A 25,910-nucleotide genomic window follows, 5' to 3' on the forward strand; every position below is an offset into this window, starting at 1 on the left:
GAATGCTCATTTAGTGGACTAAACTCCGCTTCCTCGCCTGTTTTTGCCTTGCCTGATCGCCGCTCGGCGAGTTTTCGTACAGACCCTAGCAATCATTCCTCGAGCAAGCGTCGCTCCTGTTCGATGGCCTCGGCCAGGGCCAGCGCTTCGGCCTCTTCATCCGTCAGTTGCTGCCGGCCAGCGGCCTTGTCCAGGGCCGCGACAGCCGCGAGCAACTGTTCCCGGGCCTGTTGGGCCCCCACCAGATCCGCTTCCGGCGCTTCGGGGACGTCAGGCTCTACCGCTATTTCCAGCGTCTCGTCGACCTCGACGGCTTCAACCGCCACTTCGGGCGCATTGGGCTCAACCTCTTCAAGCCCTGGCTCCCGAGGCAACAACTCCCCTCCTGGTGCCATCTCGCCGTCGCGCAGCAAATCATCGAAGTCCGTCTTGATCCCCTCTTCCATGGAGTCCAGCTCCAGCAACAGGGTATGGAAACTGGTCTCCTCCTTCGGCTCCCCGGCGCCCTCCGGATCGACACTGGCATCGGCCAGGGCCTGCAGGCTCTCGGGCACCGGCGCATCCTCGACATCGAGCATCGGCTCGGGCTCCAGCTCCCGCAGCTCGGCCAGGGGCGGCAGGTCGTCGAGGTTCTTCAGGTTGAAGTGATCGAGAAACGCCTTGGTGGTGGCGAACATCGCCGGCCGGCCCGGCACCTCGCGATAACCGACGACCCGAATCCACTCGCGCTCCAGCAAGGTCTTGACGATCTGGCTGTTGACCGCCACGCCGCGCACATCCTCGATCTCGCCGCGGGTAATCGGCTGGCGATAGGCGATCAGCGCCAGGGTCTCCAGCATCGCCCGGGAATAGCGCTGCGGACGCTCTTCCCACAGCCGCCCGACCCAGGGCGCGAACTTCTCGCGCACCTGCAGGCGATAGCCGGAGGCCACCTCCCGCAGTTCGAAGGCGCGGCCTTCGCAGGACTTGGCGAGGATCGTCAGGGCTTTCTTGAAGACCGGCGGCTCGGGGCGTTCGCCCTCCTCGAACAGCTCGAACAGCCGCTCCAGGGTTTGCGGCTTTCCCGAGGCCAACAGAAAGGCTTCAAGCAGCGGGGCCAGCTCGCGGGGTTCACTCAGGTTCATGGATTGTGCTCGTTATTCAGCGCGCGCCCGCACATGGATCGCCGTAAAGGGTTCATTCTGCACCAGTTCGACCAGGGATTCCTTGACCAGCTCAAGAATCGCCATGAAGGTCACCACCACCCCCAAGCGCCCCTCCTCGGCCGTGAACAGCTCGACAAAGGGAACAAAACCGCCGCCCTTGAGGCGCTCCAGCACATCGCTCATGCGCTCGCGGGTCGACAGTTGCTCGCGACTGACCTGGTGGCTTTCGAACAGGTCGCCACGGCGCAGGACCTCGGCCATGGACATCAACACCTCTTCCAGGCTGACCTCCGGCAACAGCTTGCGCGCCCGGGCCTCGGGGGCATCGAGCTTGGGGACCAGCACATCACGGCCGACCCGGGGCAACTCGTCGAGGCCCTCGGCGGCGCTCTTGAAGCGTTCATATTCCTGCAGGCGCCGAATCAGTTCGGCCCGCGGATCGTCTTCTTCGTCCTCGACTTCGGCCGAACGCGGCAACAGCATCCGCGACTTGATCTCGGCCAGCATCGCCGCCATCACCAGGTACTCGGCCGCCAGCTCCAGGCGCACCGACTTCATCAGTTCGACATAGCCCATGTACTGGCGGGTGATTTCCGCCACCGGGATGTCGAGGATATCGATGTTCTGCTTGCGGATCAGGTAGAGCAGCAAGTCCAGCGGGCCTTCGAAGGCTTCGAGGAAGACCTCCAGGGCGTCCGGCGGAATGTACAGGTCCAGCGGCATCTCGGTGACCGCCTGGCCATAGACCAGGGCGAACGGCAGTTCCTGCTGGGCGTCGGCCTGGCTGTCGACGATTTCCACGGCGGACATTCAGGCCTCGACCATGAACGGCGCGGGATCGCCGCAACCCACGCGGACCACTTCCGGCTCGCCGTCGGCCAGGTTGATCACCGTGGACGCCTTGATCCCGCCGAAACCGCCGTCGATCACCAGGTCGACCTGATGCTCGAGCAACTGGCGGATCTCGTAGGGATCGATCATCGGGTCGGTCTCGCCCGGCATGATCAGGCTGACGCTCATCAGCGGCTCGCCCAGCTCTTCCAGCAACGCCAGGGCAATCGGATGGCTGGGGATGCGCAGGCCGATGGTGCGTTTCTTCGGATGCAGCAACAGCCGCGGGACTTCCCGGGTGGCATTCAGGATAAAGGTGTAGGGCCCTGGCGTATGGGCCTTGAGCAAGCGAAACAAACCGGTATCGACCTTGGCGAACAGCCCCAGTTGCGAGAGATCGCTGCAGATCAGCGCGAAGTTGTGCTTCTCGTCCAGTTGCCGCAGACGGCGCACCCGCTCCACCGCATTCTTGTCGCCGATCTGGCAGCCGATGGCATAGGACGAATCGGTGGGATAGATCACCACCCCACCCTTGCGAATGATTTCCACCGCCTGTTTGATCAGGCGCGCCTGTGGGTTTTCCGGATGAATCTGGAAGAATTGACTCACATTGTCTACCTGTTCAGACGACGGCAGTAGATTGCTCATGTTTGAAACGACGCCAGAGTGGCGGCAGGTCTTCAGGGACCGGGCGATACTCGCCGATCTCGGACCAGCCTCCGGGACCATGGAAATCACTGCCGGCACTCACCAGCAGCCCGAACTCACGGGCAAGGATCGCCAGACTGCCTACCTGCTCGGCGGGTTGATGCCCATTGACCACCTCGATTGCTTGGCCACCTGCTTGAATATAGTCCGCAATCAGCTTGCGGCGCTTGCTGCGGGTGAAATCGTAGTGCCAGGGATGGGCCAGGCTGACCCAGGCCCCGGATGCGCGCAGGGTGCCGACGGTGTCTTCCAGGGTCGGCCAGTGCAGCTTGACGTCCCCCAGCTTGCCCGCGCCGAGCCACTTGCGAAAAGCTTCGGCGCGGTCCTTGACGAAACCGCCGCGCACCAGGAAATCGGCGAAGTGCGGACGCGCCGGAGCATTGCCGCTATCGCCCAGTTCCTGCTGGATCGCCCGCGCGCCCTCGAGCGCGCCGGGCATGCCCTTGAGCGCCAGCTTGCGGCCGATCTCCTCGGAGCGCAGCCAGCGGCCCTCGTGCAAGCGGGCAATGGCCTCGACCAGCGCCGGTGCCTTGACGTCGAAGCCGTAGCCCAGCACATGGATGGTCGCGCCGCCCCAGGTACAGGACAACTCGACCCCGTTGACCAGTTGCATTCCCAGCGCATCCGCCGCCGCACGGGCTTCGGCCAGGCCTTCGAGGGTGTCGTGATCGGTCAGGGCCAGGACTCGCACGCCTCTCTCGTGCGCACGGGCAACCAGGGTCGCGGGCGCGAGGGCACCGTCGGAGGCCGTGCTATGGCAGTGCAGGTCGATTTCCACGGGAATTGAATAACCTCTGGGCGGCGCTTTCGCTGGCATTGATGTTTGTTATTATGCCGTCACATCCTGCTTCTGGCTGCCACTGTGAAACAATTCATCGATTTCATCCCGCTCTTCCTGTTCTTCATCGTCTACAAAATCGAACCACAGGTCATGGAGATCGCCGGCCACAGCCTGACCGTGGGCGGTATCTACAGCGCCACGGCGATGCTGATCGTCAGTTCCCTGGTGGTCTACGGCACCCTCTTCATCAAGCAGCGCAAGCTGGAGAAAAGCCAGTGGCTGACCCTGGTCGCCTGCCTGGTATTCGGCAGCCTGACCCTGGCCTTCCACAGCGAAACCTTCCTCAAGTGGAAAGCCCCGGTGGTCAACTGGCTGTTCGCCGTGGCCTTTGCCGGCAGCCACTTCATCGGTGACCGCCTGCTGATCAAGCGCATCATGGGCCACGCCCTGAACCTGCCCGAGCCGATCTGGACCCGCCTGAACCTGGCCTGGATCGTGTTTTTCCTGTTCTGCGGCGGCGCCAACCTGTTCGTCGCCTTCACGTTCCAGCAGTACTGGGTCGACTTCAAGGTGTTCGGCAGCCTGGGCATGACCCTGCTGTTCCTGGTCGGCCAGGGCATCTACCTGTCCCGCCACCTGCACGACGCCGACCCAACCATCCCGAAAACCGAGGACTGACATGCTCTACGCGATCATCGCCACCGACGTCGAACACTCCCTGGACAAACGCCTGGCCGTGCGCCCGGCGCATCTGGAACGGCTGCATCAGCTCAAGGCCGAGGGACGCCTGGTGCTGGCCGGTCCGCACCCGGCCGTGGACAGCAACGACCCGGGCGCCGCCGGTTTCAGCGGCAGCCTGATCGTCGCCGAATTCGACGCCCTGACCGCGGCGCAAGCCTGGGCCGAGGCCGATCCGTATGTCGCCGCGGGTGTCTACGCCCAGGTGCTGGTCAAGCCGTTCAAGCACGTCCTGCCCTAAAATTCCTCCCGCGCGATGAACCTTCCGGGTTCATCGCGGCCCAATCGCTCATTATTCTCGTTCAGCGGCCGACAACCTGCCCAATGCCGATTGGAATCAGGAGTTTGCGATGCGCCAAGGTCCGTTATTTCTGCTAGTGGTCATCTTGTCGATCGGGGCCGCCGCCCACGCCGAGGAGAGTCAGGGTTCGAGCAACTCCACGCCCTTGTCGTTGAGTGCCGGCAGCCAGATCACCGACTTGCAGCAACGCCTGAAAGAAAGCGAGCGACAGCGAGAAGAGTTGAGCCAACAATTGCAAAGCGCCGACGCCGAACGCGAAAGTGCCCAGTTGAGCCGCCTGCGCCAGGAAAACCAGCGCCTGAAGCTGCAGCTCAAGGAAGTCCAGGCCAGTGCCGGCCCACGCCTGTTGACCGACCAGCAGCAATGGTTCGTCACCGGTGCGGGAGTTGCACTCCTGGCCCTGCTCTGCGGTATCTTCGCCAGTGGCGGACGTAGACAACGTCGGCAATGGCTGAATTGAGCAGGCCATTAGCGATCCGTAATCGAGAGAGTCATGAGCGACCTGTTACTGATAGATGATGACCAGGAGTTGTGTGAGCTCCTGACCAGTTGGTTGAGCCAGGAAGGTTTCCAGGTCCGCGCCTGCCACGATGGCCACAGCGCGCGCAAGGCCCTGGCGGACGGCGCCCCGGCCGCCGTGGTGCTGGATGTGATGTTGCCCGATGGCAGCGGCCTGGAGCTGCTCAAGCAGTTGCGCAGCGATCACCCGGAGTTGCCGGTGGTGATGCTCTCGGCCCGTGGCGAGCCGCTGGATCGTATCCTCGGCCTGGAACTGGGCGCCGACGACTACCTGGCCAAGCCTTGCGACCCCCGGGAGCTGACCGCCCGCCTGCGCGCCGTGCTGCGCCGCAGCCACCCCAGCGCCCCGCCGAGCCAGATGGAGCTGGGCGACCTGTGCTTCAGCCCGGTGCGCGGCGTGGTCACTATCGATCAGAAGGACCTCACCCTCACCGTCTCCGAAAGTCGCCTGCTCGAAGCCCTGCTGCAACAACCCGGCGAGCCCCTGGACAAACAGGAACTGGCACAGATCGCCCTGGGCCGCAAGCTGACCTTGTATGATCGCAGCCTGGACATGCACGTGAGCAACCTGCGCAAGAAGATCGGCCCGCATCCGGACGGCCGCCCGCGCATCGTGGCCCTGCGTAGCCGCGGTTACTACTACAGCCTCTGACGCTTCCCTGTGGGAGCCGGCTTGCCGGCGATGAGGCCCTTGAGTCTTGCATCGCTCTTGCGGCCGTCATCGCTGGCAATCGAGCGTCGACCGGCCGCTCCTACATGAACCGTGTTCGGCTTAACTAACCGATGTTAGGGCAAACGCTGTCCCCGCAAGTGTAAACCCGCCGCAAAAACGTCTTTACTCAAGCTTTACCCTCCGCTGACCGCGGCTGACCTTGAACTCCTTAATCTGTACTCATCCGGACTCACCGGAATCGAGACAAGGAGAACCACCATGCGCAAGACCCTTATCGCTCTGATGTTCGCCGCTGCCCTGCCCACCGTGGCCATGGCCATGCCAGAAGGCGGCGGCCCGATGGACGGCCCGGAATACGGCCAGCATCACGGCAGAGCGCACTTCCAGAAACTGGACCTGACCAAGGAGCAGCGCCATGAGATCCGCAAACTGATCGGCGAACAACGGCATGATCGCAAGGAGATCGTCGGCAAGTACCTGGAAAAACTCTCGCCTGCCGACCAGGCTGCGTTCAAGGGCGAACTGGAGGCTTCGCACCAGAAGACCCAGACCCAGATCCGTGCCCTGCTCAAGCCTGAACAGCAGAAGACCTTTGACGAGATGCAGAAAAAGCAGGCCGAGCGCCGCGCCGAATGGGCCGAATTCAAAGCCTGGAAAGCGCAACAACCGCAAAAGACGCAATAATCCGCTTATGCTTCAGCCCGACGGCCAACACCGTCGGGCTTTCGTCGTTTGTATCCTTTGGTTGAGGACTTGCTGTGCGATCACTGTTCTGGCGCATCCTGGCCAGCTTCTGGCTGGCCATTGCCCTTGTCGCGGGCCTATCGATTCTGCTCATGCACATCCTCAACCAGGATACCTGGATCCTCAGCCGTCATCCGGGTTTGAAGAGCCTGGCCGAAGAGTGGACGCAAACCTATGAAAGCCAGGGCGAAGAAGCCGCCCAGGCGATCCTGGAGCAGCGCAAGCAGCGTTATCACATTGATGTGCAGGTGCTCAACGAGGGCGGCGACCCGCTGGTCCGTGGGACTTTTCCACGCCGGGCCGCGGCCTTTGAAGCGCGCCAGAACAACGATGACCGCAGGTTGCCCTGGCGCCGCCTGACGGTGGAGTACACCAGCCCGAAAAGCGGCGAGACCTACCTGCTGATCTACCGCATTCCTCATCCGGAACTGGATGCCTGGCACCGCGAAAGCCTGTTGCGGCCCCTCAGCGCCCTGGGTATTGCCTTGGTGGTACTGACCCTGTTCAGCCTGCTGGTGACCCTGTCCATCACCCGTCCCCTGAGCCGCCTGCGCGGCGCCGTGCACGACCTGGGGCAGACCACCTACCAGCAGAACAGCCTGGCGAAACTGGCGGCGCGGCGCGATGAGTTCGGCGTGCTGGCCAAGGACTTCAACCTGATGGGCGCGCGCCTGCAAAGCCTGATCGGCAGCCAGCGCCAACTGTTGCGGGATGTCTCCCATGAATTGCGCTCACCGCTGGCACGCCTGCGCATTGCCCTGGCCCTCGCCGAACGAGCCAGCCCCGAGGAACGCGAACGCCTCTGGCCGCGCCTGACCCGCGAATGCGACCGGCTGGAGGCGCTGATCAGCGAAATCCTCACCCTGGCCCGGGTCGATTCCGACCAGGCCAGCGCCGAGGAGGTCGACCTCGGCGCACTGCTCGTCAACTTGCAGAAAGACGCCAGCCTGGGCTGTCCGGAACAGCCGGTGCAATTCGATGGCGAATCGCTGAGCCTCAAGGGCTGGCCGACCATGATCGAGCGCGCCGTGGATAACCTGTTGCGCAACGCCCAGCGTTTCAATCCCGAGGGCCGGCCCATCGAGTTGCATGCACAACGCCAGGGTGAACGCATCGAAATCAGCGTGCGCGACCATGGCCCCGGCGTGGACCCCGAACATCTGGCGCAACTGGGCGAACCCTTCTACCGGGCCCCCGGCCAGACCGCCCCGGGTCATGGCCTGGGACTGGCCATCGCCCGGCGGGCGGCGGAACGGCATGGCGGCAGCCTAATGCTGGCGAATCACCCCGAGGGGGGATTCATCGCAAGGCTGGATCTACCGTTGGAGCCCGGGGCAGCGGCATGAGTCCCTTTCAGGGATACGCTTGCCGTGCGGGCGGTACGGTCAAGCCGACCAGGCGCTGACGAACTCCGTCAGGTCGACTTTCGGCGGCTGGCGCAGTTCGTTCTGCGGCGTGCCCAGGTACAGGAAGGCGATCACCTCCTCGCCCTCGCCCAACCCCAGGCCCTTGGCCACATGGGGTGAATAGGACAGCTCACCGGTGCGCCACACCGCACCGATCCCCTGGGCGTGGGCCGCCAGCAGGATGCCGTGGGCGGCGCAGCCGGCCGCCAGCAACTGCTCGGACTTCGGCACCTTGAAGAACTCCTGCAAACGAGCCACCACCACAATCACCAAGGGTGCGCGCATAGGCATGGCATGGGCCTTGTCGAGGGCCGCCTGGGTCACCTCGCCGCCTTGCAGGCGCACCGCCTCGGCCAGCAGGTCGCCCAATTGCTCACGGGCCGCGCCCTCTACGGTGAGGAAGCGCCAGGGCCGCAATTGCCCGTGATCCGGTGCGCGCATGGCGGCGGCGAACAGGATGTCGCGCTGGGCCTGGGTCGGTGCGGGATCGATCAGGCGCGGTGCGGAAACACGGTTGAGCAAATTGTCGAGAGCCTCCATCGGCCACCTCCTCTGGAAAAAGATCGGGCTATTCTAGCCAGATCCCGGGCAGCCGTGCCGGTTTACATGACCGAGGTCGCGGGTAAAATGGCGCCCTGCCCTTTTCCCGAGCTTATTTCATGGCGCTGCCGACCCTGCGCATCATCGGCTTCATCATCGGCATATTCCTGATTACCCTCGCCACCAGCATGGCCATCCCCATGCTGGTCCTGGTGATCTTCGAGCGCACGGGCGACCTGCCCGCCTTTCTCTGGGCCAGCACCCTCACCTTCCTCGCCGGCCTGGCACTGGTCATCCCCGGACGTCCGGAACAGGTACACCTGCGCCCCCGGGACATGTACCTGCTGACCGTCTCCAGCTGGGTGGTGGTGTGCCTGTTCGCCGCGCTGCCCTTCATGCTGACCCTGCGCACCAGCTACACCGACGCCTTTTTCGAAAGCATGTCGGGCATCACCGCCACCGGCTCGACCGTACTCAGCGGCCTGGACAGCATGTCCCCGGGCATCCTGATATGGCGCTCGCTGCTGCACTGGCTCGGCGGGATCGGCTTCATCGGCATGGCGGTGGCGATCCTGCCGCTGCTGCGCATCGGTGGCATGCGCCTGTTCCAGACCGAATCCTCGGACCGCTCGCAAAAGGTCATGCCACGCTCGCACATGGTGGCGCGCCTGATCGTCACGGCTTATGTCGGCATCACGATCCTCGGCAGCCTGGCGTTCTGGTGGGCGGGCATGAGCCTGTTCGATGCGATCAACCACGCCATGTCGGCGATTTCCACCGGCGGCTTCTCCACCTCGGACCAGTCCCTGGCCAAGTGGAGCCAACCACAAGTGCACTGGGTGGCCGTGGGGGTGATGATTCTCGGCAGCCTGCCGTTCACCCTGTATGTGGCGACCCTGCGCGGCCATCGCAAGGCCCTGATCAAGGACCAGCAGGTGCAGGGGTTGCTCGGCCTGCTGCTGGTGACCTGGCTGGTGCTCGGCACCTGGTACTGGTGGACCACCAACCTGCACTGGCTCGACGCCTTGCGCCATGTGGCCCTGAACGTGACGTCAGTGGTCACCACCACCGGTTTCGCCCTCGGCGACTACAGCCTGTGGGGTAATTTCTCGCTGATGCTGTTTTTCTACCTGGGGTTCGTCGGCGGCTGCTCGGGCTCGACGGCCGGCGGGATCAAGGTGTTCCGTTTCCAGGTGGCCTATATCCTGCTCAAGGCCAACCTCAACCAGTTGATTCATCCCCGCGCGGTGATCAAGCAGAAGTACAACGGTCACCGCCTCGACGAAGAGATCGTGCGCTCGATCCTGACCTTCTCGTTCTTCTTCGCCATCACCATTTGCGCCATCGCCCTGGCCCTGTCGCTGCTGGGCCTGGACTGGATGACCGCCCTGACCGGCGCCGCCAGTACCGTCTCCGGCGTGGGACCGGGGCTGGGCGAAGTGATCGGGCCATCGGGGAACTTCGCCAGCCTGCCGGACGCGGCCAAATGGATCCTGTCCCTGGGCATGCTGCTCGGCCGACTGGAAATCATCACAGTGTTCGTTCTCTGTATTCCCGCATTCTGGCGTCACTGACCGAAGCCACCGCCCCCTGCAGCCGCGCCCGGTACTCGCCGGGCGTGACCTCGAACCAGCGGCGGAAGGCGCGGAAAAAGTTGCTCGGATCGGCGAACCCCAGCAGGTAGGCGATTTCCAGCAAGGTCATGCGCGGCTGCGCCAGGTACTGTTCGGCCAGCTCGCGGCGGGTGTCGTCGAGTAGCGCCTGGAAACTGGTGCCCTCCTCCTGCAAACGCCGCTGCAGGGTGCGCTGGGACAGGTGCAGGGTCTGCGCGACAATTTCCCGCTTGGGCTCGCCCTGGGGCAGCAGACGGCACAGTACCTGGCGCGCCTTGTGGGTCACCTGGCTTTCGGAGAAACGCGCCAGGTATTCACCGGCGAAACGATCGTGGAGCAAGGCCATGGCTTCGTTGGCGGTCGGCAACGGGGCTTCCATGTCGGCCTTCTCGAAGATCAGTGCGTCGTAGGGCGCGTTGAACACCAGCGGTGCATGGAACACCTCCTTGTAAGGGCCGATATCCTCCGGCTCCGCACCCTGGACCAGCACCTTGCGCGGTTGCAGGGTGCGCCCGGTCAGCCAGCCGCACAGCGCCAGGGCACAGGCCATGGAAGCCTCGGCGCTCTGGCGGGTCGGCGGCAGATGGTCGCCGTGCACCGTCAGGATCAGGGCATAGCCTTCGGGCAAGAGACGAAAGCTCAGGTCGGCGCTTTCCGCGATGATCCGCTGGTAACGCACCAGGCGCATGAAACCCTCGGCGAGGGTCTGGCTGGACATCAGCGCGTAGCCGGCGACATGAAAGGACGCCGGGCGCACCACCCGGCCCATGTTCAAGCCGATTGCCGGATTGCCGGACAGCTCCACCGCGCGCTGCCAGAGGCGCGTCATCGAGTCCTGGGGAAAGCGCGCATCGGGATCGTCCAGCGCCGCGTAGTCGAGCCCCAGTTGCCTGAACAGGATACGGCAGTCCAGGCCATCCATCTCCAGCGCCTTGACAATCCCCATCGCCCAACTTGAAGAAGTTGTTCTCTCGCTCATGGCCTTTTCCAGCATGATAAGCCCAATATAACGACTAGTGGCCTAAGGATACTAACCTGGCGCTTATTGTCACTGGTAGCCGCTGCCAATCACTCTAGACTTAAATAAGCTCCCCGTGGAACCCACCACGGGCGAGGTCGCCAACGCGGAGAGTAGCCGGTGGAAAATATAAGAAAATTCAACAGTTTCGCTGAGTTCTACCCCTACTACCTGAGTGAACACAGCAACAGTACCTGCCGGCGCCTGCATTTCATCGGCACCAGCCTGGTGATCTTCCTCCTGGCCTTGGCCATCGGGCGTTCCGCGGGAGGGTTGCTGCTGTTGGTGCCGGTGGCCGGCTATGGCTTTGCCTGGGTCGGGCATTTCTTCTTCGAGAAGAATCGTCCGGCCACCTTCGAGCATCCCTTCTACAGTCTGCTCGGCGACTTCGTCATGTTTCGCGACATGATCCTGGGCAAGGTGCCCTTTTAGCGCCACGAGGCGGGCAAGACGTCCTGTGCAGACACTGCCAGGACGCAGGGATATCGGTGGGGTGACGGGCTTATCCCACCTGCGCAACCTTCTCCAGGTCCAGCTTGAGCTGCGCCTCTTTCGCCTGGGCATCGGCCAGTCGATACAGCTCGATGGTGCCGTCCCAGTGCTCGATCAAGGCGGTGCAGGACTCGACCCAGTCACCACAGTTGAGGTATTCCACCTCGCCGACCTTGCGGATCTCGGCGTGGTGGATATGCCCGCAGACCACGCCGTCCAGTCCGCGCTTCACGCATTCGTGGGCGATGGCTTCTTCGAAGTCGCTGATGAAGCTGACCGCGGTCTTGACCTTGTGCTTGAGGTACGCCGACAACGACCAGTAGCCATAACCGTAGCGGGCACGCCAATGGTTCAGCCAGCGATTGAGGGTCAGGGTGAACTCGTAGGCCGAGTCGCCGAGGAATGCCAGCCAACGGTGATAACGGGTGATCACGTCGAACTGGTCGCCATGGATCACCAGCAACCTGCGACCGTCGGCGGTGGTGTGCACCGCGTCGTCGACCAACTGGATATTGCCCAGGATCAGCTTGGAGTAACGGCGCAGGAACTCATCATGGTTGCCGGTGACATAAATCACCTCGGTGCCGCGCTTGCTCATGGTCAGCAGCCGGCGGATCACGTTGGTATGGGCTTGCGGCCAGTACATGCCGCCGCGCATCTTCCAGCCGTCGATGATATCGCCTACCAGGTAGATACGGTCGGCGTGATAGCTCTTGAGAAACTGCGACAGGTGTTCGGCCTGGCAGTCCCGGGTCCCCAGGTGCACGTCGGAAATCCATAGGGTTCGCACACGCTGCTTACGGCTGGGTTTGGCGAGCTCCGCACGGGTCATGGGCATTCTCCGGATTTTTCCTGAGCTTGCACTGGGGCAGTTAATAGTCCATGACAGCCACATGGCAGTCCCATGACAACCGCCCGAACGGCAAGCGGTGTAGACTGCGACGATGCCAAGGAGACCGCGATGGGACCGATCCTGACCCTGCGCCACTACAGCCGCGACCTGATTACCCACAGCCATGCCCATGCACAGCTGGTCTTCGGCCTGTCCGGCCTGCTCGACTTCGAGATCGAGGGGCGCGGCAGCCAGGTGGTGCAGCAAAGCGTCGCGGTGATCCCCAGCGAGGCCCATCACGCCTGCGGCAGCCCGAACGGCAGCCGCTGCCTGGTGCTCGATGTGCCGGACGAACACTGGGTGCTGCAGACCCTGGGCGACCATGCCGAGGCGAGCCGGCGCCTGCTCGACACCCCGGGGCCACTGACCCTCGACGCCGCCCAGAGCCAACTGGTGCAATGGCTGGCGGCAAGCCCGGTGCAGGACCCGCTGATCGCCCAGCAGGGCGCGGTGCTGCTGCTCGCCAGCCTGAACAGCCCGGGCATCCGACCGGGCGGCGGCAAGCGCCTGCCCCTGGCCGCCCTTAATGCCCATATCGATCGTCACCTGGCCCATCCGCTCCAGGTCACGGACCTGGCACGGATCGCCGATTTGTCCAGCGCCCGCCTGCATGCGCGCTTTGTCGCCGAATGCGGCCAGACGCCCATGGACTATGTGCGCAGTCGCCGCTTGCATTTCGCCCTGGGGCTGCTGCGCGAGTCGGCACTGCCGGTCGGCGAGATCGCCAGCCGCGTCGGCTACCAGTCGCAGAGCGCCTTCGCCGCCGCCGTGCTGCGCGAATTCGGCCGTACGCCTGGCGCGCTGCGCCGCGAGTCCTGAGACAAATGACGGCAGGATCGCGACAGACAAGCACGCTGGCCGACCTCTAGACTGCGGTTCTGTCAGTCAGTATTTTCAAGGCCCTCCATGACTCCCCGTACCGCCCTGGGCGCCCTGCATATCGGCGCATTGATGTTTGGCCTGACCGGCGTGTTCGGCAAACTCGCAAGCGCCGTTCCGGCCATCATCGTCTTCGGCCGTGCCGGTTTTGCCGTGCTCGCCCTCGGCCTGTTCGCCCGCCTGGCCCGCCACCAACGCTGGCAACCGTTGCAGTCAAGGGACTGGCGTCGCCTGCTGCTCAGCGGCCTGCTGCTGGCCGGACACTGGGTCAGCTTCTTCATCGCGGTCAAGGTCGCCGGCGTGGCGGTGGCGACCCTGGGCTTCGCCAGCTTTCCGGCCTTTACCGTGATCCTCGAAGGACTGGTCTTTCGCGAGCGTATCCGCCTCAACGAAATCCTCCTGGTGGTGCTGGTCAGTATCGGCCTGGTGCTGGTCACGCCCGACTTCGACCTCGCCAGCCAGGCCACCGGCGGACTGCTCTGGGCGGTGCTCTCGGGCCTGCTGTTTTCGCTGCTGTCGCTGACCAATCGGGCCGGCTCCGGGCGGATTCCCGCCGTGCAGGCGGCGTTGTGCCAGAACCTGGTGGTCGCCGCCTGCCTGCTGCCCTGGGCCGCCCCGGGCCTTGCGCAAGTGCCGGCGCTGGACTGGCTGTGGATCGGCCTGCTGGGGGTGTTCTGTACCGGCGTGGCCCACAGCCTGTTCGTCGCCAGCCTGGCGGTCATCAAGGCCCGTACCGCCGCGGTGGTGTTTGCCCTCGAGCCGGTGTATGGCATCGCCGCCGCCTGGCTGCTGTTCGGCGAAAATCCGACCCTGCGGATGCTGATCGGCGGCGTCCTGATCATCCTCGCCATCGTGGTCTCCAGCCGCTTGGGCAGCACGGCCCCTCAAGCCGAAAGCCAGGAAACCGCGTCAGTTCATTGACGAAAACCCAATGCGCCTATACTGGTGACATCCGCAACAGTTTGCTGTCGTTCACGGAGATCAGGGTTTCTCGACGACAGCAGCAGTGATTCCCCCCTGAATCGACTCGATTCGAGCGGCCCTCCCCATCAACGTGTTGGAGGGTTTCATCCATGGACATCGTCAGTCTCTTGATTCAAGCCATCAGCGGCGCCGTGGGCGGTAACGTGGCCGGCTCGGTACTGGAGAAATACAACCTGGGCCCGATCATCAATTCCATCCTTGGCATACTCGGAGGCGGTCTTGGCGGGCAACTGCTGGAACTGGTCACCGGCGGCAGCGTGGGCGGCGGCAGCGGCGCACTGGACCTGACATCGATCCTGAGCAGCGTTGCCAGCGGCGGTGTCGGCGGTGGCGTGCTGATGGTGATCGTCGGGCTCATCAAGTCGAAGCTGAGCCCGTCGTAAGTCCGCGCCTATCGGGGCCGGTCGTTGTGCCCGAGGTCGCGCTCGGGGTCGATCCGGTCCCGCACCCGCTGCTTGAGCACCTTGGCTTCCGGAAAGCCGCCGTCCTCCTTGCGCTCCCAGATCTGTACCTCGTCACAGGTAATGCGGAACACCCCGCCGGTACCCGGTTCCAGGGCCACCTGACCCAGATCGTCGCCGAAGGTGCTCAGCAGTTCCTGGGCCAGCCAGGCGGCACGCAGCAACCATTGGCACTGGGTGCAGTAAGTGATGACGATGCGTGGCTTGCCTGCGGTCATGATTGCGCGGAGCTCCAGGGTGTCAGCGAATACTGGCGAGCAAGGTACGAGCCGTTTGCTTCAAGGGCTCATCCCCTTCCCGGAGCAGCTCGTGGAGCAACTGGCTGGCATGGTCCAGATCGCCGACATTGATGTAGGTCTGCGCCTGATCCAGCTTGCTGGCCGAGGCGTGCTCACGCTCCAGGCTGTCGAAGTCCACTTCCAGGGGCTCGATCTCCAGGGGCTCGGAATCACTCATGAAGCCGTCGAGAAACTCATCGTCCAGGTCCAGTGAGTCCCCGTCCTCCGGCAGGCTCAGCTCCACTTCGCGAGCAGGCGCGGGTTCCGGCTCGGGTTCCAGCTCGGCGAAATCACTGAGGAACTGCTCATCCGGCATTTCGAACACTTCCGGCAGCTCATTGAAACTGTGGGTGAAGATCGGCTCGGGCTCAGGCGCCAGCTCCGCGGGCAGGGAAGGCTCGTCGACGCTCTTGCTGCGTGGCTGAGGCGTATTGTCGAACGGGCTGACCAACTCCCAGTCGGCATCCATGGACAGGTCGTCGAGGTTGAGCTGGAACTCGTCTTCCAGCGGTTTTTCCGGCTCCGGCTCCGTTGCCGCCGCTTGCGCAGCCGGCTCATTCCAGCGATCGGCCAGTACCGGCGCGACCGCTGCGACGGTAGCAGCCGCCGCCAGAATCGGTGCCGGGGATACAGCGGCTGGCGTGGCGACAGACGTTTGCAGCTTCGGATACTTGGCGCGTAACTCCTGCAGGGCCGACTCACTGAACCCGGTGTCCAGCAGATGGCGCTCTTCGGTCGCGTAGGCAGCACTGTCGCCCTGCTGGGCCAGTACCTCCAGCAAGCGCAGACGCAAATCCGTACGCTCGGGCTCCTTGAGCATGGCCTCGCGCAGAATGCCCGCCGCCTCGCTGAAGCGACCGTAGGCGATGTAGATACTCACGCCCTCAAGGGCGTCAGGCACCTCGCTGGACTGACGTGACGCCACCGCCGCCGCGGGCGCCACCACCGGTTCGATCCTGGGTGCGGGTGCCGCCGCCTTGCTCGGCGGGGCCGCCGCCACCAGACGACTGACCATCGGCTCCTGAACGGGAACCGCGGCAGGCACGGCCTCAGGCGCCTGTTCAGACTGCTGGCGCTTGCGACGCAGCACAAAGGCTACAGCCAACAGCACGATCAACAACGCCACCGCCGCCCAGAGCAACAGGTTCGGGCCATCGGACGTCTCGGCCGGCGGTGCGGGTGCTGCCGGTGGCACGACTGGCGCGGTCACGACGGCAGGTGCCGGCGCGGCAGCCTTGGTCTTGATTTCGGAGAGTTGCACCTGCAGTTCGGCGACCTGTTTCTGGCTAACGGCAACCTGCTCGTCCTGGGCCTTCAGCCGGGCCTGCAGATCCTCGACGGTTTTCTGCAGTTGCTGGTTTTCCAGGGCGGCCTTGGCCAGCTCCTCGGCGTTTTGCGCCGTCTCGGCGGCGAGTGCAACCATGTTCTGCGCGGTCGCGCCGGCGCTGCCCGGGGTCGCGGGCGTCGCGGCAGACGCCGGGTCAGCGACCACCGCAACGTCCGGCAGCAGCAGGCTCTGGCCCACCCGCAAGCGGTCGCTTCCCGGATTGAGGGCACGAATCCCCTGGGACAGTTCATTGACCGAAGCCTGACTGCCGGCTTCGCGCAGGCGCTTGGCAATGATCCAGGGACTGTCGCCCTTGACCACGGTGTAGTGCTTGCCTTGTACCGCAGGCGGAGGCGCGACGCTCGCCTGCGAGGCCGGTTGATCCAGGGCGGGACTGCGGGCGGGCAGGCTGTATCCCGCCGGCAGGTTGCCGGGCGGATCGAGCAGCACCGTGTATTCACGCAACAACCGACCGTTGGGCCGGTTGACCTGCACCAGGAAGTTCAGGAATGGTTCGCTGACCGGCTTGGTGGTCTGTACCTGGATAACACTGCTGTTACCCCGCAATACCGGGGTAAAACGCAGGTCATTGAGGAAGAACAGCCGCTCGACACCCGCACGGGTGAACTCCTCGGGTGTCGCCAGGCTCACGGACAACTCGCCTTCGGCCAGGTCTCCCGGCTCGATCAAGGCAATTTCCGCATTCAGCGGCTGATTGAGCGCCGAATGCAGGGTAATGTCCCCCAGCCCCATGGCCGGTGCCAGCGCCGAATACAGCAGCCCGCCGGCCAGCACGGCCAAAAGGCGAGCCCGGTTCAAGGGGGATTTTCCAATGGAGCACCGCAACGCGGACTGCAAACTCTCGAGCATGAGCATCCCTTAGCTGGCGTGACGGCCCGCGCACGGGCCGAACACCGACACAATACACAGAACCTGTAACTCTTATAGCCTGCCGGTCGAAGACTATCCAAACGCTGAAGGCTCTTCAAATTAGCTGATGGCTCTCCAAGCCCGGCAGCCAATACCTCAAGACTTTTCCAGATTGGCCAGGATCCGGCTGTGAACCCGCATGCAGATCCGCAGCTCCTCCTCGTCGACACCGACGAACAGCTCATGGCGCAAGGCGGTGGCGATGGTCTCGATCTGCTCGATCAGCGGTCGCGCCGATGGGCTCAGGACGATTTTCTTCGCGCGCCGATCTTCCAGCACCGACTGGCGCTGGACCAGTCCCTGGGTTTCCAGGCTGTCGAGCAGACGCGCCAGGGTCGGCCCCTCAACGCCGACACTCTGGGCCAGTTCGCGCTGGGTCGGGGCCTCGGTAAAACGTGCCAGGTGCAGCAAGACCAGCCAGCGTGCCTGGGACAATCCCAGGCCGGCCAGACGGCGATCCAGTTCAGCGCGCCAGCCTCGGGACATGTGCGCCAACTGCATGCCAAAACGGTGTTCATCGGTCAACGGCATAAAACACTCAGGGTTAGACTTAAAATAGACAAAACTAATTATTAGTCAGCTAAGCATAGCCCTTGCCCGGAGGCAAGGCTTGCCCAGCGCTGAATCGTTACTTGTCGTGAATGGAACAGCGCCCGGGAACCCTGCCGACCTCATATTTCAAACTCCGCCTGCAGCGCCGCCCGCACGCAGTACAGGACCCCTTCCGGCACGCGACCGGCAAACAGCTCGGCGATGGCGGTCACCGCGGGCAACTCGCCCTCGCCGTCGAGAAAGGCGTCCTGGATTTCCCCCAGCAGGTCTTCCGGCAAGTCCAGCGCCTGCTCCAGCGACAGTTGCTGGCGACCGATGGCCTCTGCCAGCAAGGTGTAGACATTCTTTTCCGAACACTGCAACTGGCCGGCGATCTGCAGCGGCGTCATGCCGGCCCGGGCCAGGCTGATCAGTTCGTGACGGATGTCGGCCACGCTTTTCGGGGTCTCGGCCTCGCCGCCCAGCACTTCGAGGAACGCCTCGCCGTAACGCTCCAGCTTGCGTGCGCCGATACCGCTGACCTTGGCCATCTCCGCCAGGGAAGTCGGCTGGCTGCGGAGCATTTCCAGCAATGTGGAGTCGGGGAAAATGACATAGGGCGGCACGCCATGTTCCTGGGCCAGCTTGCGCCGCAGGGCACGCAGGGCTTCCCACTGCTCGCGCTCCTCGCCACGCACCAGTTGGCTGGCAGGGCTGGCGGAGACGCTCTTGGCGGTGGTCTGTGGCTTGAGGTCGCGGCGCAGCTCCAGGCTCACTTCGCCCTTCAACAAGGGGCGACAGGTATCGCTCAGGCGCAGGCCGCCGTAGCCTTCCAGGTCGATATCGGCCAGCCCGCGGGCGACCAGCTGGCGGAACAGCGTGCGCCATTCGCCTTCGGCGAGGGCCTTGCCGACACCGAACACCGTCAGGTGCTGATGACCGAAACTGCGCACCTTGTCGTTTTCCTTGCCCAGCAGCACATCCACCAGGTGCCCGACGCCGTAGCGCTGGCCGGTGCGGTAGATCGCCGACAATGCCTGACGCGCCGGTTCGGTGGCGTCCCAGGTCTGCACGCCGTCGACGCAGTTGTCGCAATGCCCGCAGGGTTGCGGCAGGTCTTCATCGAAATAGGCGAGCAAGGTCTGGCGACGGCAGCGGGTTTCTTCACAGAGGGCCAGCATGGCGTCGAGCTTGTGGTGCTCCAGGCGCTTGTGTCGTTCGTCGCCCTCGGAGTTCTGCAGCATCTGCTTGAGCATCACCACATCCTGCAAGCCATAGGCCATCCAGGCATCCGCCGGCAGGCCGTCGCGCCCGGCACGCCCGGTTTCCTGGTAGTAGGCTTCCAGGGACTTGGGCAGGTCGAGGTGAGCGACGAAGCGCACGTTGGACTTGTCGATGCCCATGCCGAAGGCGATGGTCGCCACCATGATCAGCCCTTCCTCGTTGAGGAAGCGCTTCTGGTTGGCGGCCCGCACCTCGCTGGCCAGCCCGGCATGGTAAGGCAGCGCCGGAAAACCCTGCTCGCAGAGCATCGCGGCGACTTCATCGACCTTCTTGCGCGAGAGGCAATAGACGATGCCGGCATCACTGCGCCGCTGCGCGAGGAACGCCAGCAACTGTTTGCGCGGCTGCTCCTTGGGCACGATGCGGTAGAAGATGTTCGGCCGATCGAAACTCGACAGGAAGCGCTCGGCATTGTGCAGGTGCAGGCGATTGACGATCTCTTCGCGGGTCCGCTTGTCGGCGGTGGCGGTCAGGGCGATACGCGGCACATTCGGGAACAGCTCGGCCAACTGGCCGAGTTGCAGGTACTCGGGGCGGAAGTCGTGGCCCCATTGCGACACGCAGTGAGCTTCGTCGATGGCGAACAGGGCGATCTCGAGGTTCTGCAGGAACGCCAGCATGCGCGGCTGCACCAGGCGTTCGGGCGCCAGGTAGAGCATCTTCACCTCGCCGCGACGAATCCGTGCCGCCAGCTCGCGTTGCTGATCGGCGCTCTGGCTGGAGTTCAAGGCGGCGGCGGCAACCCCCAGTTCCTCGAGGGTCGCCACCTGATCGTCCATCAGCGCGATCAACGGCGAGACCACCACCGTCAGGCCCTCGCGCAGCAACGCCGGGACCTGGAAACACAGCGACTTGCCGCCGCCGGTCGGCATCAGCACCAGGGCATCGCCGCCACTGGCCACGCGCTCAATAATGGCACCCTGGCGACCACGAAAGCTGTCGTAACCGAAGATGTCCTTGAGGACGCGTTGAGCCTGTTCGAGCATATCCACTCCAAAAATCACCGAGACACATCTTCCAAAGGCTGGCCCAGGATTCGCCAATTTCACGAAAAAATCCGTAAGCAGGCATTTCCCGAACCGTCCTGAAGACCGGCCGCGCATCACAAAGCGCGGCAGTATACCCGAGCGTCCGACGGCAAGGGGCGATGCCGGTCGGTTAAGGGAATTCAGTGCTTGCTGGCCTGGGGGCTCAAGAACGCCTAGAATTGCCTATCGTTTATTCCCTTATTCCCAAGGTAGCCTTCAATGTCCTTCGCTGAGCAACTCACCCGCCTGCAAGCCTTCCTCGACGCCGACGAGCTGCACGAAGAAGCGCTGGACTACGTGGCCGCCCATGGCTACCTGACCGCGTTGTCGATCTGTGCCGAGATCGTCCCCGATCGTGAATGGATCGACGCCCTGTTCGCTGAGGAGCCGCACTACAGCGACGCCGCCCAGCGCGAAGAGATCGAGGCCACGCTGATCCAGCTCAAGGCCCATATCGCCCGTCAGCTGGCGTCCGATGAAGAATTCGAACTGCCCTGCGACCTGGACCTGGGCGACGACCCGGACGATTCCGAACTGCGCGGCTGGTGCATCGGCTTCATGGAAGGCGTGTTCCTGCGCGAGGAAGCCTGGTTCGAAACCGCCGAGGAAGAAGTCAGCGAGATGCTCCTGCCGATCATGGTCGGTTCCGGCCTGTTCGACGAACAACCCGAATTCGCCGATATCGCCGCCGATGCCAACCTGATGGACGACATGGTGGTGCAGATCCCGGAAGCCCTGACCGCGCTGTACCTGCTGTGCAACGCCCCGGACGAGAAACCGGCGATCCTCAAGCCACGTCATCACTGAGTCGGCTGAGTGGGAGCTGGATTTACCGGAACGCCGGACCGCCGCGAAGAGGCCCGTGAAGGCGCCAAAAGCTTCGCGGGCAAGCTCCGCTCCCACATGGTTCTTTCGCGTTTTTCAGATTAAATGTCCTGAATTTTCGGGCGATTTTTTTCGTGATTGCGCAGGAAAGTCTCCTCGCCCATCGCCCGGATCTGCCCTTCGATCAGCGCCTCGAACGGTCTCAGCAACGCCGCGAACGAAGCTGGTGCTTCAAGGGTTTCCAGCGCCTGGACAATCGCCTCCACCGTCGACAGCGCCCCCGCCTCCGGCGCCTTGCGCAATCGGTAGCGGGAAACCGCCCCCGCCCCAGCGTCACCCGTGGCAACGCCGCCAGCAATGGATTGAGGTAGAGCAGCTTGCGCGCCTTGCGCCAGGTGCCGTCGGGTACCACCAGCAACAGCGGCAGGTCGCCCGGTGCGGCCGTATAAGCCTGCAAGGGTTGCGCATCGTCCGCCGGAAACAGCAACTTCGCCTGGTAACCGGGTCGCTCCAGCAGTCGGGGTAGATCCTCGAAGACTTCACCGACCCGCAGCTCGGCGTTGGCCAATCCCAGCGCCGCAAACCGGGCGGTGTTCAGGGCATGGTTGACCTCGCTGGGGTGCTGCAACAACAGCACCCGGGTACGACTGTCCAATTGCGGGATCAGCGCGCACAGGCAATGGTTTTCAGGACGCAGGCAGCGTTCACAGCGGACTCTGGACATTGAATGACTACCGATCAGGGCTGGTTGAGCTGCGCTTTGAGCAGGTCACGGAACGTCTGGATCAAGGGTTCGCGGCTACGTCCCCGACGCAGGATCATGGAGAACGGAGCCTGGTAACCGAAGGTCGCCGGCAACAGCACCCGCAGGTCGCCCTTGTCGGCCCAGGGTTGCGCGTAGTGCTCCGGCAGGTAGCCGATATAGGCGCCGGACAGCACCAGGATCAGTTGCGCCTCCATGCTTTCCACCGTCGCCGCACTGTGCTTGAAGCCATGGCGCGCCAGCTCGGCCTGGCTCCAGTAACCGCGTCCGACCATGCGTTGCTGGGTAATCACCTGTTCCGGGATGCGTCGCTCGTTGTACAGCGGATGGCGGTTGCTGCAATACAACCAGTGCTGCTCGCGGTACAGCGGCTGGTAGACCAACCCGCTCATGCGCGTGGAGAAAGCGCCGATGGCCAGGTCCAAACGGTTGTCCTGAACACCGAGCTGCAATTCGTAGGGGCTCATCACCGACAGGTGCAAATGCACCGCCGGGTGCTCCTGGCTGTAGGCGCCGATGGCTTCGGCCAACGGCAACGCCGGTTCGCTGACCGTGGAGTCGATCACCCCCAGGTTCAAGGTACCGCGCAACTCACCCTTGAGGGCGGCGGCGTACTGCTCGAAACCTTCGAGTTCGCCGAGCAGGCGCAGGGTTTCCTGGTGGAACAGCTCGCCCTTGCTGGTCAGGCTGAAGCCGCCGCGTCCACGATGACAGAGCACCAGGCCCAGGGAGGCTTCGAGCTGGCTCATGTAGGTGCTGATGGCCGAGGTCGAGAGATTGAGTTCCTGCTGGGCGTTGGCAAAGCCCTGGTGCCGGACCACGCTGACGAAGATGCGCAATAGTTTGAGGTCGGGTAAAGCGTTGGCCATGGGAGTTCCTGTGCAAGGTCTGCATTGCCGGAAACAAATCTATCCCTCAGTTTCCCATTAGTTTAGAAAAATCTGAACTAACTATTTGCCGTCAGCGATTCTTCCCGCCCGGCGCCTTTCGCAGAATCGCCCCCTGATAACCAAAATAATTGATGAGGCTTACCCGTGGACAAGATTCTTCACCAACCACTGGGCGGTAACGAAATGCCGCGCTTCGGCGGTATCGCCACCATGATGCGCCTCCCGCACCTGCAATCGGCCGCCGGCCTCGATGCCGCGTTCATCGGCGTACCGCTGGACATCGGCACCTCGCTGCGCGCCGGGACCCGTTTCGGCCCGCGGGAAATCCGCGCCGAATCGGTGATGATCCGCCCCTACAACATGGCCACTGGCGCCGCGCCCTTCGACTCGCTGTCGGTCGCCGACATCGGCGACGTGGCGATCAACACCTTCAACCTGCTGGACGCCGTGCGCATCATCGAAGAAGCCTACGACGCCATCCTCGAACACAATGTCATCCCGCTGACCCTGGGCGGCGACCACACCATCACCCTGCCGATCCTGCGGGCCATCCACAAGAAGCACGGCAAGGTCGGCCTGGTGCACATCGACGCCCATGCCGATGTCAACGATCACATGTTCGGCGAGAAAATCGCCCACGGCACCACCTTCCGCCGCGCCGTGGAAGAAGGCCTGCTGGACTGCGACCGCGTGGTGCAGATCGGCCTGCGCGCCCAGGGCTACACCGCCGAAGACTTCAACTGGAGCCGCAAGCAGGGCTTTCGCGTGGTCCAGGCCGAAGAGTGCTGGCACAAGTCCCTCGAGCCCCTGATGGCCGAAGTACGCGAAAAAGTCGGCGGCGGCCCGGTGTACCTGAGTTTTGACATCGACGGCATCGACCCGGCCTGGGCGCCCGGCACCGGCACCCCGGAAATCGGCGGCCTGACCACCATCCAGGCCATCGAGATCGTCCGCGGTTGCCAGGGCCTCGACCTGATCGGCTGCGACCTGGTGGAAGTCTCGCCACCCTACGACACCACCGGCAACACCTCGCTGCTGGGCGCCAACCTGCTGTACGAGATGCTCTGCGTACTGCCCGGCGTCGCCCACCGCTGAGGATCTCCATGAACGCGGCGCCCGACCCAGCGGCCTGGGCGCCTGGATCCCCGGCCCGCTGGAGGGCCCGTATTTCATCAACCTGGCCGATGGCATCGACATCGGCCTGCCGATCACCCTCGGGCCAGCCTCACTGATAGACCCGGCCCTGCTCAGCCTGTTCCCGGGAACGGGACAGGTCCATGGACCGCAGGATGCGCGCAGCCACGATGGCAAAACGTTGAAGCCTGGAATGCGCCAGGCGGCTTGAACCACAGCTCACCATAAAAAAGATAATCGGAGACACGCCGTCATGGCTTTGGATTTATTGGTTGTACTCATTTATGCCGCTGGCATGCTCGTGCTCGGCTACTACGGCATGCGCAAGGCCAAGACCCACGAAGACTACCTGGTGGCCGGGCGCAACCTGGGCCCGACGCTGTACATGGGCACCATGGCCGCCACGGTACTGGGCGGCGCTTCCACGGTCGGCACCGTGCGCCTGGGCTACGTCCACGGGATTTCCGGCTTCTGGCTCTGCGCGGCCCTCGGGTTCGGCATCATCGCGCTGAACCTGTTCCTCGCCAAACCGCTGCTGAAGCTGAAAATCTTCACCGTGACCCAGGTCCTGGAGAAACGCTACAACCCCATGGCCCGCCAGGCCAGCGCGGTGATCATGCTGGCCTATGCGCTGATGATCGGCGTGACCTCGATCCTGGCCATCGGCACCGTGCTGCAAGTGCTGTTCAACCTGCCGTTCTGGCTCTCGGTGCTGCTGGGCGGCGGTGTGGTGGTGGCCTACTCGACCATCGGCGGCATGTGGTCGCTGACCCTGACCGATATCGTCCAGTTCATCATCAAGACCGTGGGCCTGATGTTCATCCTGTTGCCGATCTGCCTCTACCGCGTCGGTGGCTGGGACGAACTGGTGAGCAAGCTGCCGGCCGCCAGCTTCAGCTTCACCACCATCGGCTGGGACACCATCATCACCTACTTCCTGATCTACTTCTTCGGCATCCTGATCGGCCAGGACATCTGGCAACGGGTGTTCACCGCCAAGGATGAGAAAGTCGCGAAGTATGCCGGCAGCGTCGCCGGGGTCTATTGCATCGCCTACGGCCTGGCCTGCGCGCTGATCGGCATGGCCGCCCATGTGCTGATTCCGGACCTGGCCAACGTCAACAACGCCTTTGCCGCCATCGTCAAGCTGTCGCTGCCCGACGGCATTCGTGGCCTGGTGATCGCCGCGGCCCTGGCGGCCATGATGTCCACCGCCAGCGCCGGCCTGCTGGCCGCCTCTACCGTGCTGACCGAAGACCTGCTGCCGAAACTGCGTGGCGGCAAACAGTCGAGCCTGGCGGTGAACCGCCTGTTCACCCTGCTGACCGGGATCGTCGTGCTGGGCATCGCCCTGGTGGTCAGCGACGTGATCAGTGCCCTCACCCTGGCCTACAACCTGCTGGTGGGCGGCATGCTGATTCCGCTGATCGGCGCCATCTTCTGGAAGCGCGCCACCACCAGCGGTGCCATCAGCAGCATGACCCTGGGCTTCATCACCGCCCTCGCGTTCATGATCAAGGACGGCCTGGACGCCAACACACCGATCTACTACAGCCTGGCCGTCGGCCTGATCAGCTTCGTCGTGGTCAGCCTGCTGTCCCCGCGCCCGGCCACCGTAGCCGGCGCCATCTGATATCGCGGTTACTTCAGCGGGTGCGACGTCGGTTGTCGCACCCGTTTTTTTACCGGTCGCCCTCTGCACCGAACGCCCTTGCGCCGCCCAGGGAGATGAACGGTCAAGCCCTTCACGAAACTTGTGCTGTACTGGCCTACAGCGACTACTTTCTTGGTTGACAAGTAAGTACAAGGATCGCGGGTGTCATCCCTGGCAGCTATCGCCATACCCCAGGAAAGGGTCGAACAACAAGAAATCTTTCCCAGCGGCGCAGTCCCGCTGCCCTAGCCCAAAGAGCCCGGACGCATGAGAAGAACCCATATTCGCAAGAGCGTGCATGACGTCGTCAGCCAACGGCTCGATGCCCCTCAGGCGTTCGCCGACGATCAGACCTTGCAGACGCTGGGATTGGATAAACAGGACATCGAAGAACTGATGTTCCGTCTTGAAGATGAGTTTGATCTGACAGCGTTTACCGAAGAGGAAGACCGCTTGCTCAAGGAAGCGGTCACGGTCAACGATTTGAGTCGTTTCCTGCAGAAGATTGGCCGGCATTGAGCCAGGGACACCAGGTTCGGCG

The 25,910-nt window shown here is 63.7% G+C and carries 27 protein-coding genes and 1 pseudogene; 15 read left to right on the forward strand and 13 right to left on the reverse strand.

Annotation, left to right across the window (positions count from 1 at the left end; translation table 11 throughout):
- Positions 1-92: 92 nt before the first annotated feature.
- The 4 genes from scpB to NUH87_RS09670 form a co-directional block, all read right to left on the reverse strand.
- Positions 93-1,124 carry an SMC-Scp complex subunit ScpB gene (gene scpB / locus NUH87_RS09655; protein WP_338525750.1) on the reverse strand — a complete coding sequence of 344 codons (1,032 nt, stop codon included), beginning with the start codon at positions 1,122-1,124 and terminating at the stop codon, positions 93-95.
- 12 nt (positions 1,125-1,136) lie between these two features.
- A complete protein-coding gene (locus tag NUH87_RS09660) occupies positions 1,137-1,835 on the reverse strand; it encodes a ScpA family protein (RefSeq protein WP_338526782.1) in 699 nt (232 codons plus the stop codon).
- A 120-nt stretch (positions 1,836-1,955) separates the two neighbouring features.
- Entirely contained in the window at positions 1,956-2,585 is a 630-nt protein-coding gene (locus tag NUH87_RS09665; protein ID WP_338525751.1) for an L-threonylcarbamoyladenylate synthase, read from the reverse strand.
- A 13-nt stretch (positions 2,586-2,598) separates the two neighbouring features.
- On the reverse strand, positions 2,599-3,462 hold the full coding sequence (locus tag NUH87_RS09670) for a PHP domain-containing protein (protein WP_338525752.1): 864 nt from the start codon (positions 3,460-3,462) through the stop codon (positions 2,599-2,601).
- A gap of 84 nt (positions 3,463-3,546) precedes the next feature.
- On the opposite strand from NUH87_RS09670, the gene NUH87_RS09675 reads away from it, so the two are divergent.
- The 6 genes from NUH87_RS09675 to NUH87_RS09700 all read left to right on the forward strand — a co-directional run bounded on the left by NUH87_RS09675 (position 3,547) and on the right by NUH87_RS09700 (position 7,786).
- On the forward strand, positions 3,547-4,143 hold the full coding sequence (locus NUH87_RS09675; RefSeq protein WP_338525753.1) for a septation protein A: 597 nt from the start codon (positions 3,547-3,549) through the stop codon (positions 4,141-4,143).
- 1 nt (position 4,144) lies between these two features.
- A complete protein-coding gene (locus NUH87_RS09680; protein ID WP_338525754.1) occupies positions 4,145-4,444 on the forward strand; it encodes a YciI family protein in 300 nt (99 codons plus the stop codon).
- Positions 4,445-4,553: 109 nt separating this feature from the next.
- Positions 4,554-4,964 (forward strand): translation initiation factor 2, encoded by a 411-nt coding sequence (locus NUH87_RS09685; protein ID WP_338525755.1) that lies wholly within the window; start codon positions 4,554-4,556, stop codon positions 4,962-4,964.
- Positions 4,965-4,997: 33 nt separating this feature from the next.
- Positions 4,998-5,675, forward strand: coding sequence for a response regulator transcription factor (locus tag NUH87_RS09690; RefSeq protein ID WP_338525756.1), 678 nt, complete (start codon positions 4,998-5,000; stop codon positions 5,673-5,675).
- A gap of 279 nt (positions 5,676-5,954) precedes the next feature.
- Complete coding sequence (locus NUH87_RS09695) at positions 5,955-6,380, forward strand: Spy/CpxP family protein refolding chaperone (protein ID WP_338525757.1); 426 nt, start codon at positions 5,955-5,957, stop codon at positions 6,378-6,380.
- A gap of 74 nt (positions 6,381-6,454) precedes the next feature.
- Positions 6,455-7,786: a HAMP domain-containing sensor histidine kinase gene (locus tag NUH87_RS09700; protein ID WP_338525758.1), complete on the forward strand. Its 1,332-nt coding sequence runs from the start codon at positions 6,455-6,457 to the stop codon at positions 7,784-7,786.
- Between the two features lie 39 nt (positions 7,787-7,825).
- Here NUH87_RS09700 and NUH87_RS09705 read toward each other — a convergent pair whose 3' ends face one another.
- Positions 7,826-8,386: a nitroreductase family protein gene (locus NUH87_RS09705; RefSeq protein WP_338525759.1), complete on the reverse strand. Its 561-nt coding sequence runs from the start codon at positions 8,384-8,386 to the stop codon at positions 7,826-7,828.
- Between the two features lie 119 nt (positions 8,387-8,505).
- Between NUH87_RS09705 and NUH87_RS09710 the strand changes: the two genes are divergently transcribed.
- The gene (locus tag NUH87_RS09710) at positions 8,506-9,960 is read left to right on the forward strand and encodes a TrkH family potassium uptake protein (RefSeq protein ID WP_338525760.1); all 1,455 of its coding nucleotides are present in this window, start codon (positions 8,506-8,508) and stop codon (positions 9,958-9,960) included.
- Here NUH87_RS09710 and NUH87_RS09715 read toward each other — a convergent pair.
- Positions 9,917-10,978, reverse strand: a complete 1,062-nt coding sequence (locus NUH87_RS09715) for an AraC family transcriptional regulator (RefSeq protein ID WP_338525761.1) — start codon at positions 10,976-10,978, stop codon at positions 9,917-9,919. The two genes, NUH87_RS09710 and NUH87_RS09715, sit on opposite strands and share 44 nt — an antisense overlap.
- A 159-nt stretch (positions 10,979-11,137) precedes the next feature.
- Between NUH87_RS09715 and NUH87_RS09720 the strand changes: the two genes are divergently transcribed.
- Positions 11,138-11,449 carry a DUF962 domain-containing protein gene (locus tag NUH87_RS09720; protein ID WP_338525762.1) on the forward strand — a complete coding sequence of 104 codons (312 nt, stop codon included), beginning with the start codon at positions 11,138-11,140 and terminating at the stop codon, positions 11,447-11,449.
- Between the two features lie 70 nt (positions 11,450-11,519).
- Here NUH87_RS09720 and NUH87_RS09725 read toward each other — a convergent pair whose 3' ends face one another.
- Positions 11,520-12,341: a UDP-2,3-diacylglucosamine diphosphatase gene (locus NUH87_RS09725; RefSeq protein WP_338525763.1), complete on the reverse strand. Its 822-nt coding sequence runs from the start codon at positions 12,339-12,341 to the stop codon at positions 11,520-11,522.
- A 129-nt stretch (positions 12,342-12,470) separates the two neighbouring features.
- On the opposite strand from NUH87_RS09725, the gene NUH87_RS09730 reads away from it, so the two are divergent.
- From NUH87_RS09730 to NUH87_RS09740, 3 genes are all read left to right on the forward strand, one after another.
- A complete protein-coding gene (locus tag NUH87_RS09730; protein ID WP_338526783.1) occupies positions 12,471-13,220 on the forward strand; it encodes an AraC family transcriptional regulator in 750 nt (249 codons plus the stop codon).
- Positions 13,221-13,307: 87 nt separating this feature from the next.
- On the forward strand, positions 13,308-14,201 hold the full coding sequence (locus NUH87_RS09735) for a DMT family transporter (RefSeq protein ID WP_338525764.1): 894 nt from the start codon (positions 13,308-13,310) through the stop codon (positions 14,199-14,201).
- Between the two features lie 152 nt (positions 14,202-14,353).
- Complete coding sequence (locus NUH87_RS09740) at positions 14,354-14,647, forward strand: hypothetical protein (protein WP_338525765.1); 294 nt, start codon at positions 14,354-14,356, stop codon at positions 14,645-14,647.
- 8 nt (positions 14,648-14,655) lie between these two features.
- Here NUH87_RS09740 and NUH87_RS09745 read toward each other — a convergent pair whose 3' ends face one another.
- The 4 genes from NUH87_RS09745 to recQ all read right to left on the reverse strand — a co-directional run bounded on the left by NUH87_RS09745 (position 14,656) and on the right by recQ (position 20,061).
- Positions 14,656-14,943 carry a SelT/SelW/SelH family protein gene (locus tag NUH87_RS09745; protein WP_338525766.1) on the reverse strand — a complete coding sequence of 96 codons (288 nt, stop codon included), beginning with the start codon at positions 14,941-14,943 and terminating at the stop codon, positions 14,656-14,658.
- A 22-nt stretch (positions 14,944-14,965) separates the two neighbouring features.
- Positions 14,966-17,200, reverse strand: a complete 2,235-nt coding sequence (locus tag NUH87_RS09750) for a FimV/HubP family polar landmark protein (protein WP_338525767.1) — start codon at positions 17,198-17,200, stop codon at positions 14,966-14,968.
- A gap of 156 nt (positions 17,201-17,356) precedes the next feature.
- On the reverse strand, positions 17,357-17,791 hold the full coding sequence (locus NUH87_RS09755) for a MarR family transcriptional regulator (protein ID WP_338525768.1): 435 nt from the start codon (positions 17,789-17,791) through the stop codon (positions 17,357-17,359).
- Positions 17,792-17,931: 140 nt separating this feature from the next.
- Positions 17,932-20,061, reverse strand: coding sequence for a DNA helicase RecQ (gene recQ, locus NUH87_RS09760; protein WP_338525769.1), 2,130 nt, complete (start codon positions 20,059-20,061; stop codon positions 17,932-17,934).
- A gap of 261 nt (positions 20,062-20,322) precedes the next feature.
- On the opposite strand from recQ, the gene NUH87_RS09765 reads away from it, so the two are divergent.
- A complete protein-coding gene (locus NUH87_RS09765; protein ID WP_338525770.1) occupies positions 20,323-20,910 on the forward strand; it encodes a YecA family protein in 588 nt (195 codons plus the stop codon).
- Between the two features lie 119 nt (positions 20,911-21,029).
- Here the strand turns inward: NUH87_RS09765 and NUH87_RS09770 are convergent.
- Together NUH87_RS09770 and NUH87_RS09775 are read right to left on the reverse strand one after the other, a co-directional pair.
- A pseudogene (locus NUH87_RS09770) lies at positions 21,030-21,652 on the reverse strand (tRNA-uridine aminocarboxypropyltransferase).
- Positions 21,653-21,666: 14 nt separating this feature from the next.
- On the reverse strand, positions 21,667-22,560 hold the full coding sequence (locus NUH87_RS09775) for a LysR family transcriptional regulator (RefSeq protein ID WP_040065200.1): 894 nt from the start codon (positions 22,558-22,560) through the stop codon (positions 21,667-21,669).
- Positions 22,561-22,725: 165 nt separating this feature from the next.
- Between NUH87_RS09775 and speB the strand changes: the two genes are divergently transcribed.
- From speB to NUH87_RS09790, 3 genes are all read left to right on the forward strand, one after another.
- Positions 22,726-23,676 (forward strand): agmatinase, encoded by a 951-nt coding sequence (gene speB, locus NUH87_RS09780; protein WP_338525771.1) that lies wholly within the window; start codon positions 22,726-22,728, stop codon positions 23,674-23,676.
- A 292-nt stretch (positions 23,677-23,968) separates the two neighbouring features.
- Positions 23,969-25,348, forward strand: a complete 1,380-nt coding sequence (locus NUH87_RS09785) for a sodium:solute symporter (RefSeq protein WP_040065196.1) — start codon at positions 23,969-23,971, stop codon at positions 25,346-25,348.
- 288 nt (positions 25,349-25,636) lie between these two features.
- Positions 25,637-25,888, forward strand: coding sequence for an acyl carrier protein (locus NUH87_RS09790; RefSeq protein ID WP_040065194.1), 252 nt, complete (start codon positions 25,637-25,639; stop codon positions 25,886-25,888).
- Positions 25,889-25,910 lie beyond the last annotated feature (22 nt).

It is taken from the genome of Pseudomonas batumici (genome assembly GCF_036585405.1).
GTDB classification, from domain to species: Bacteria; Pseudomonadota; Gammaproteobacteria; order Pseudomonadales; family Pseudomonadaceae; genus Aquipseudomonas; species Aquipseudomonas batumici.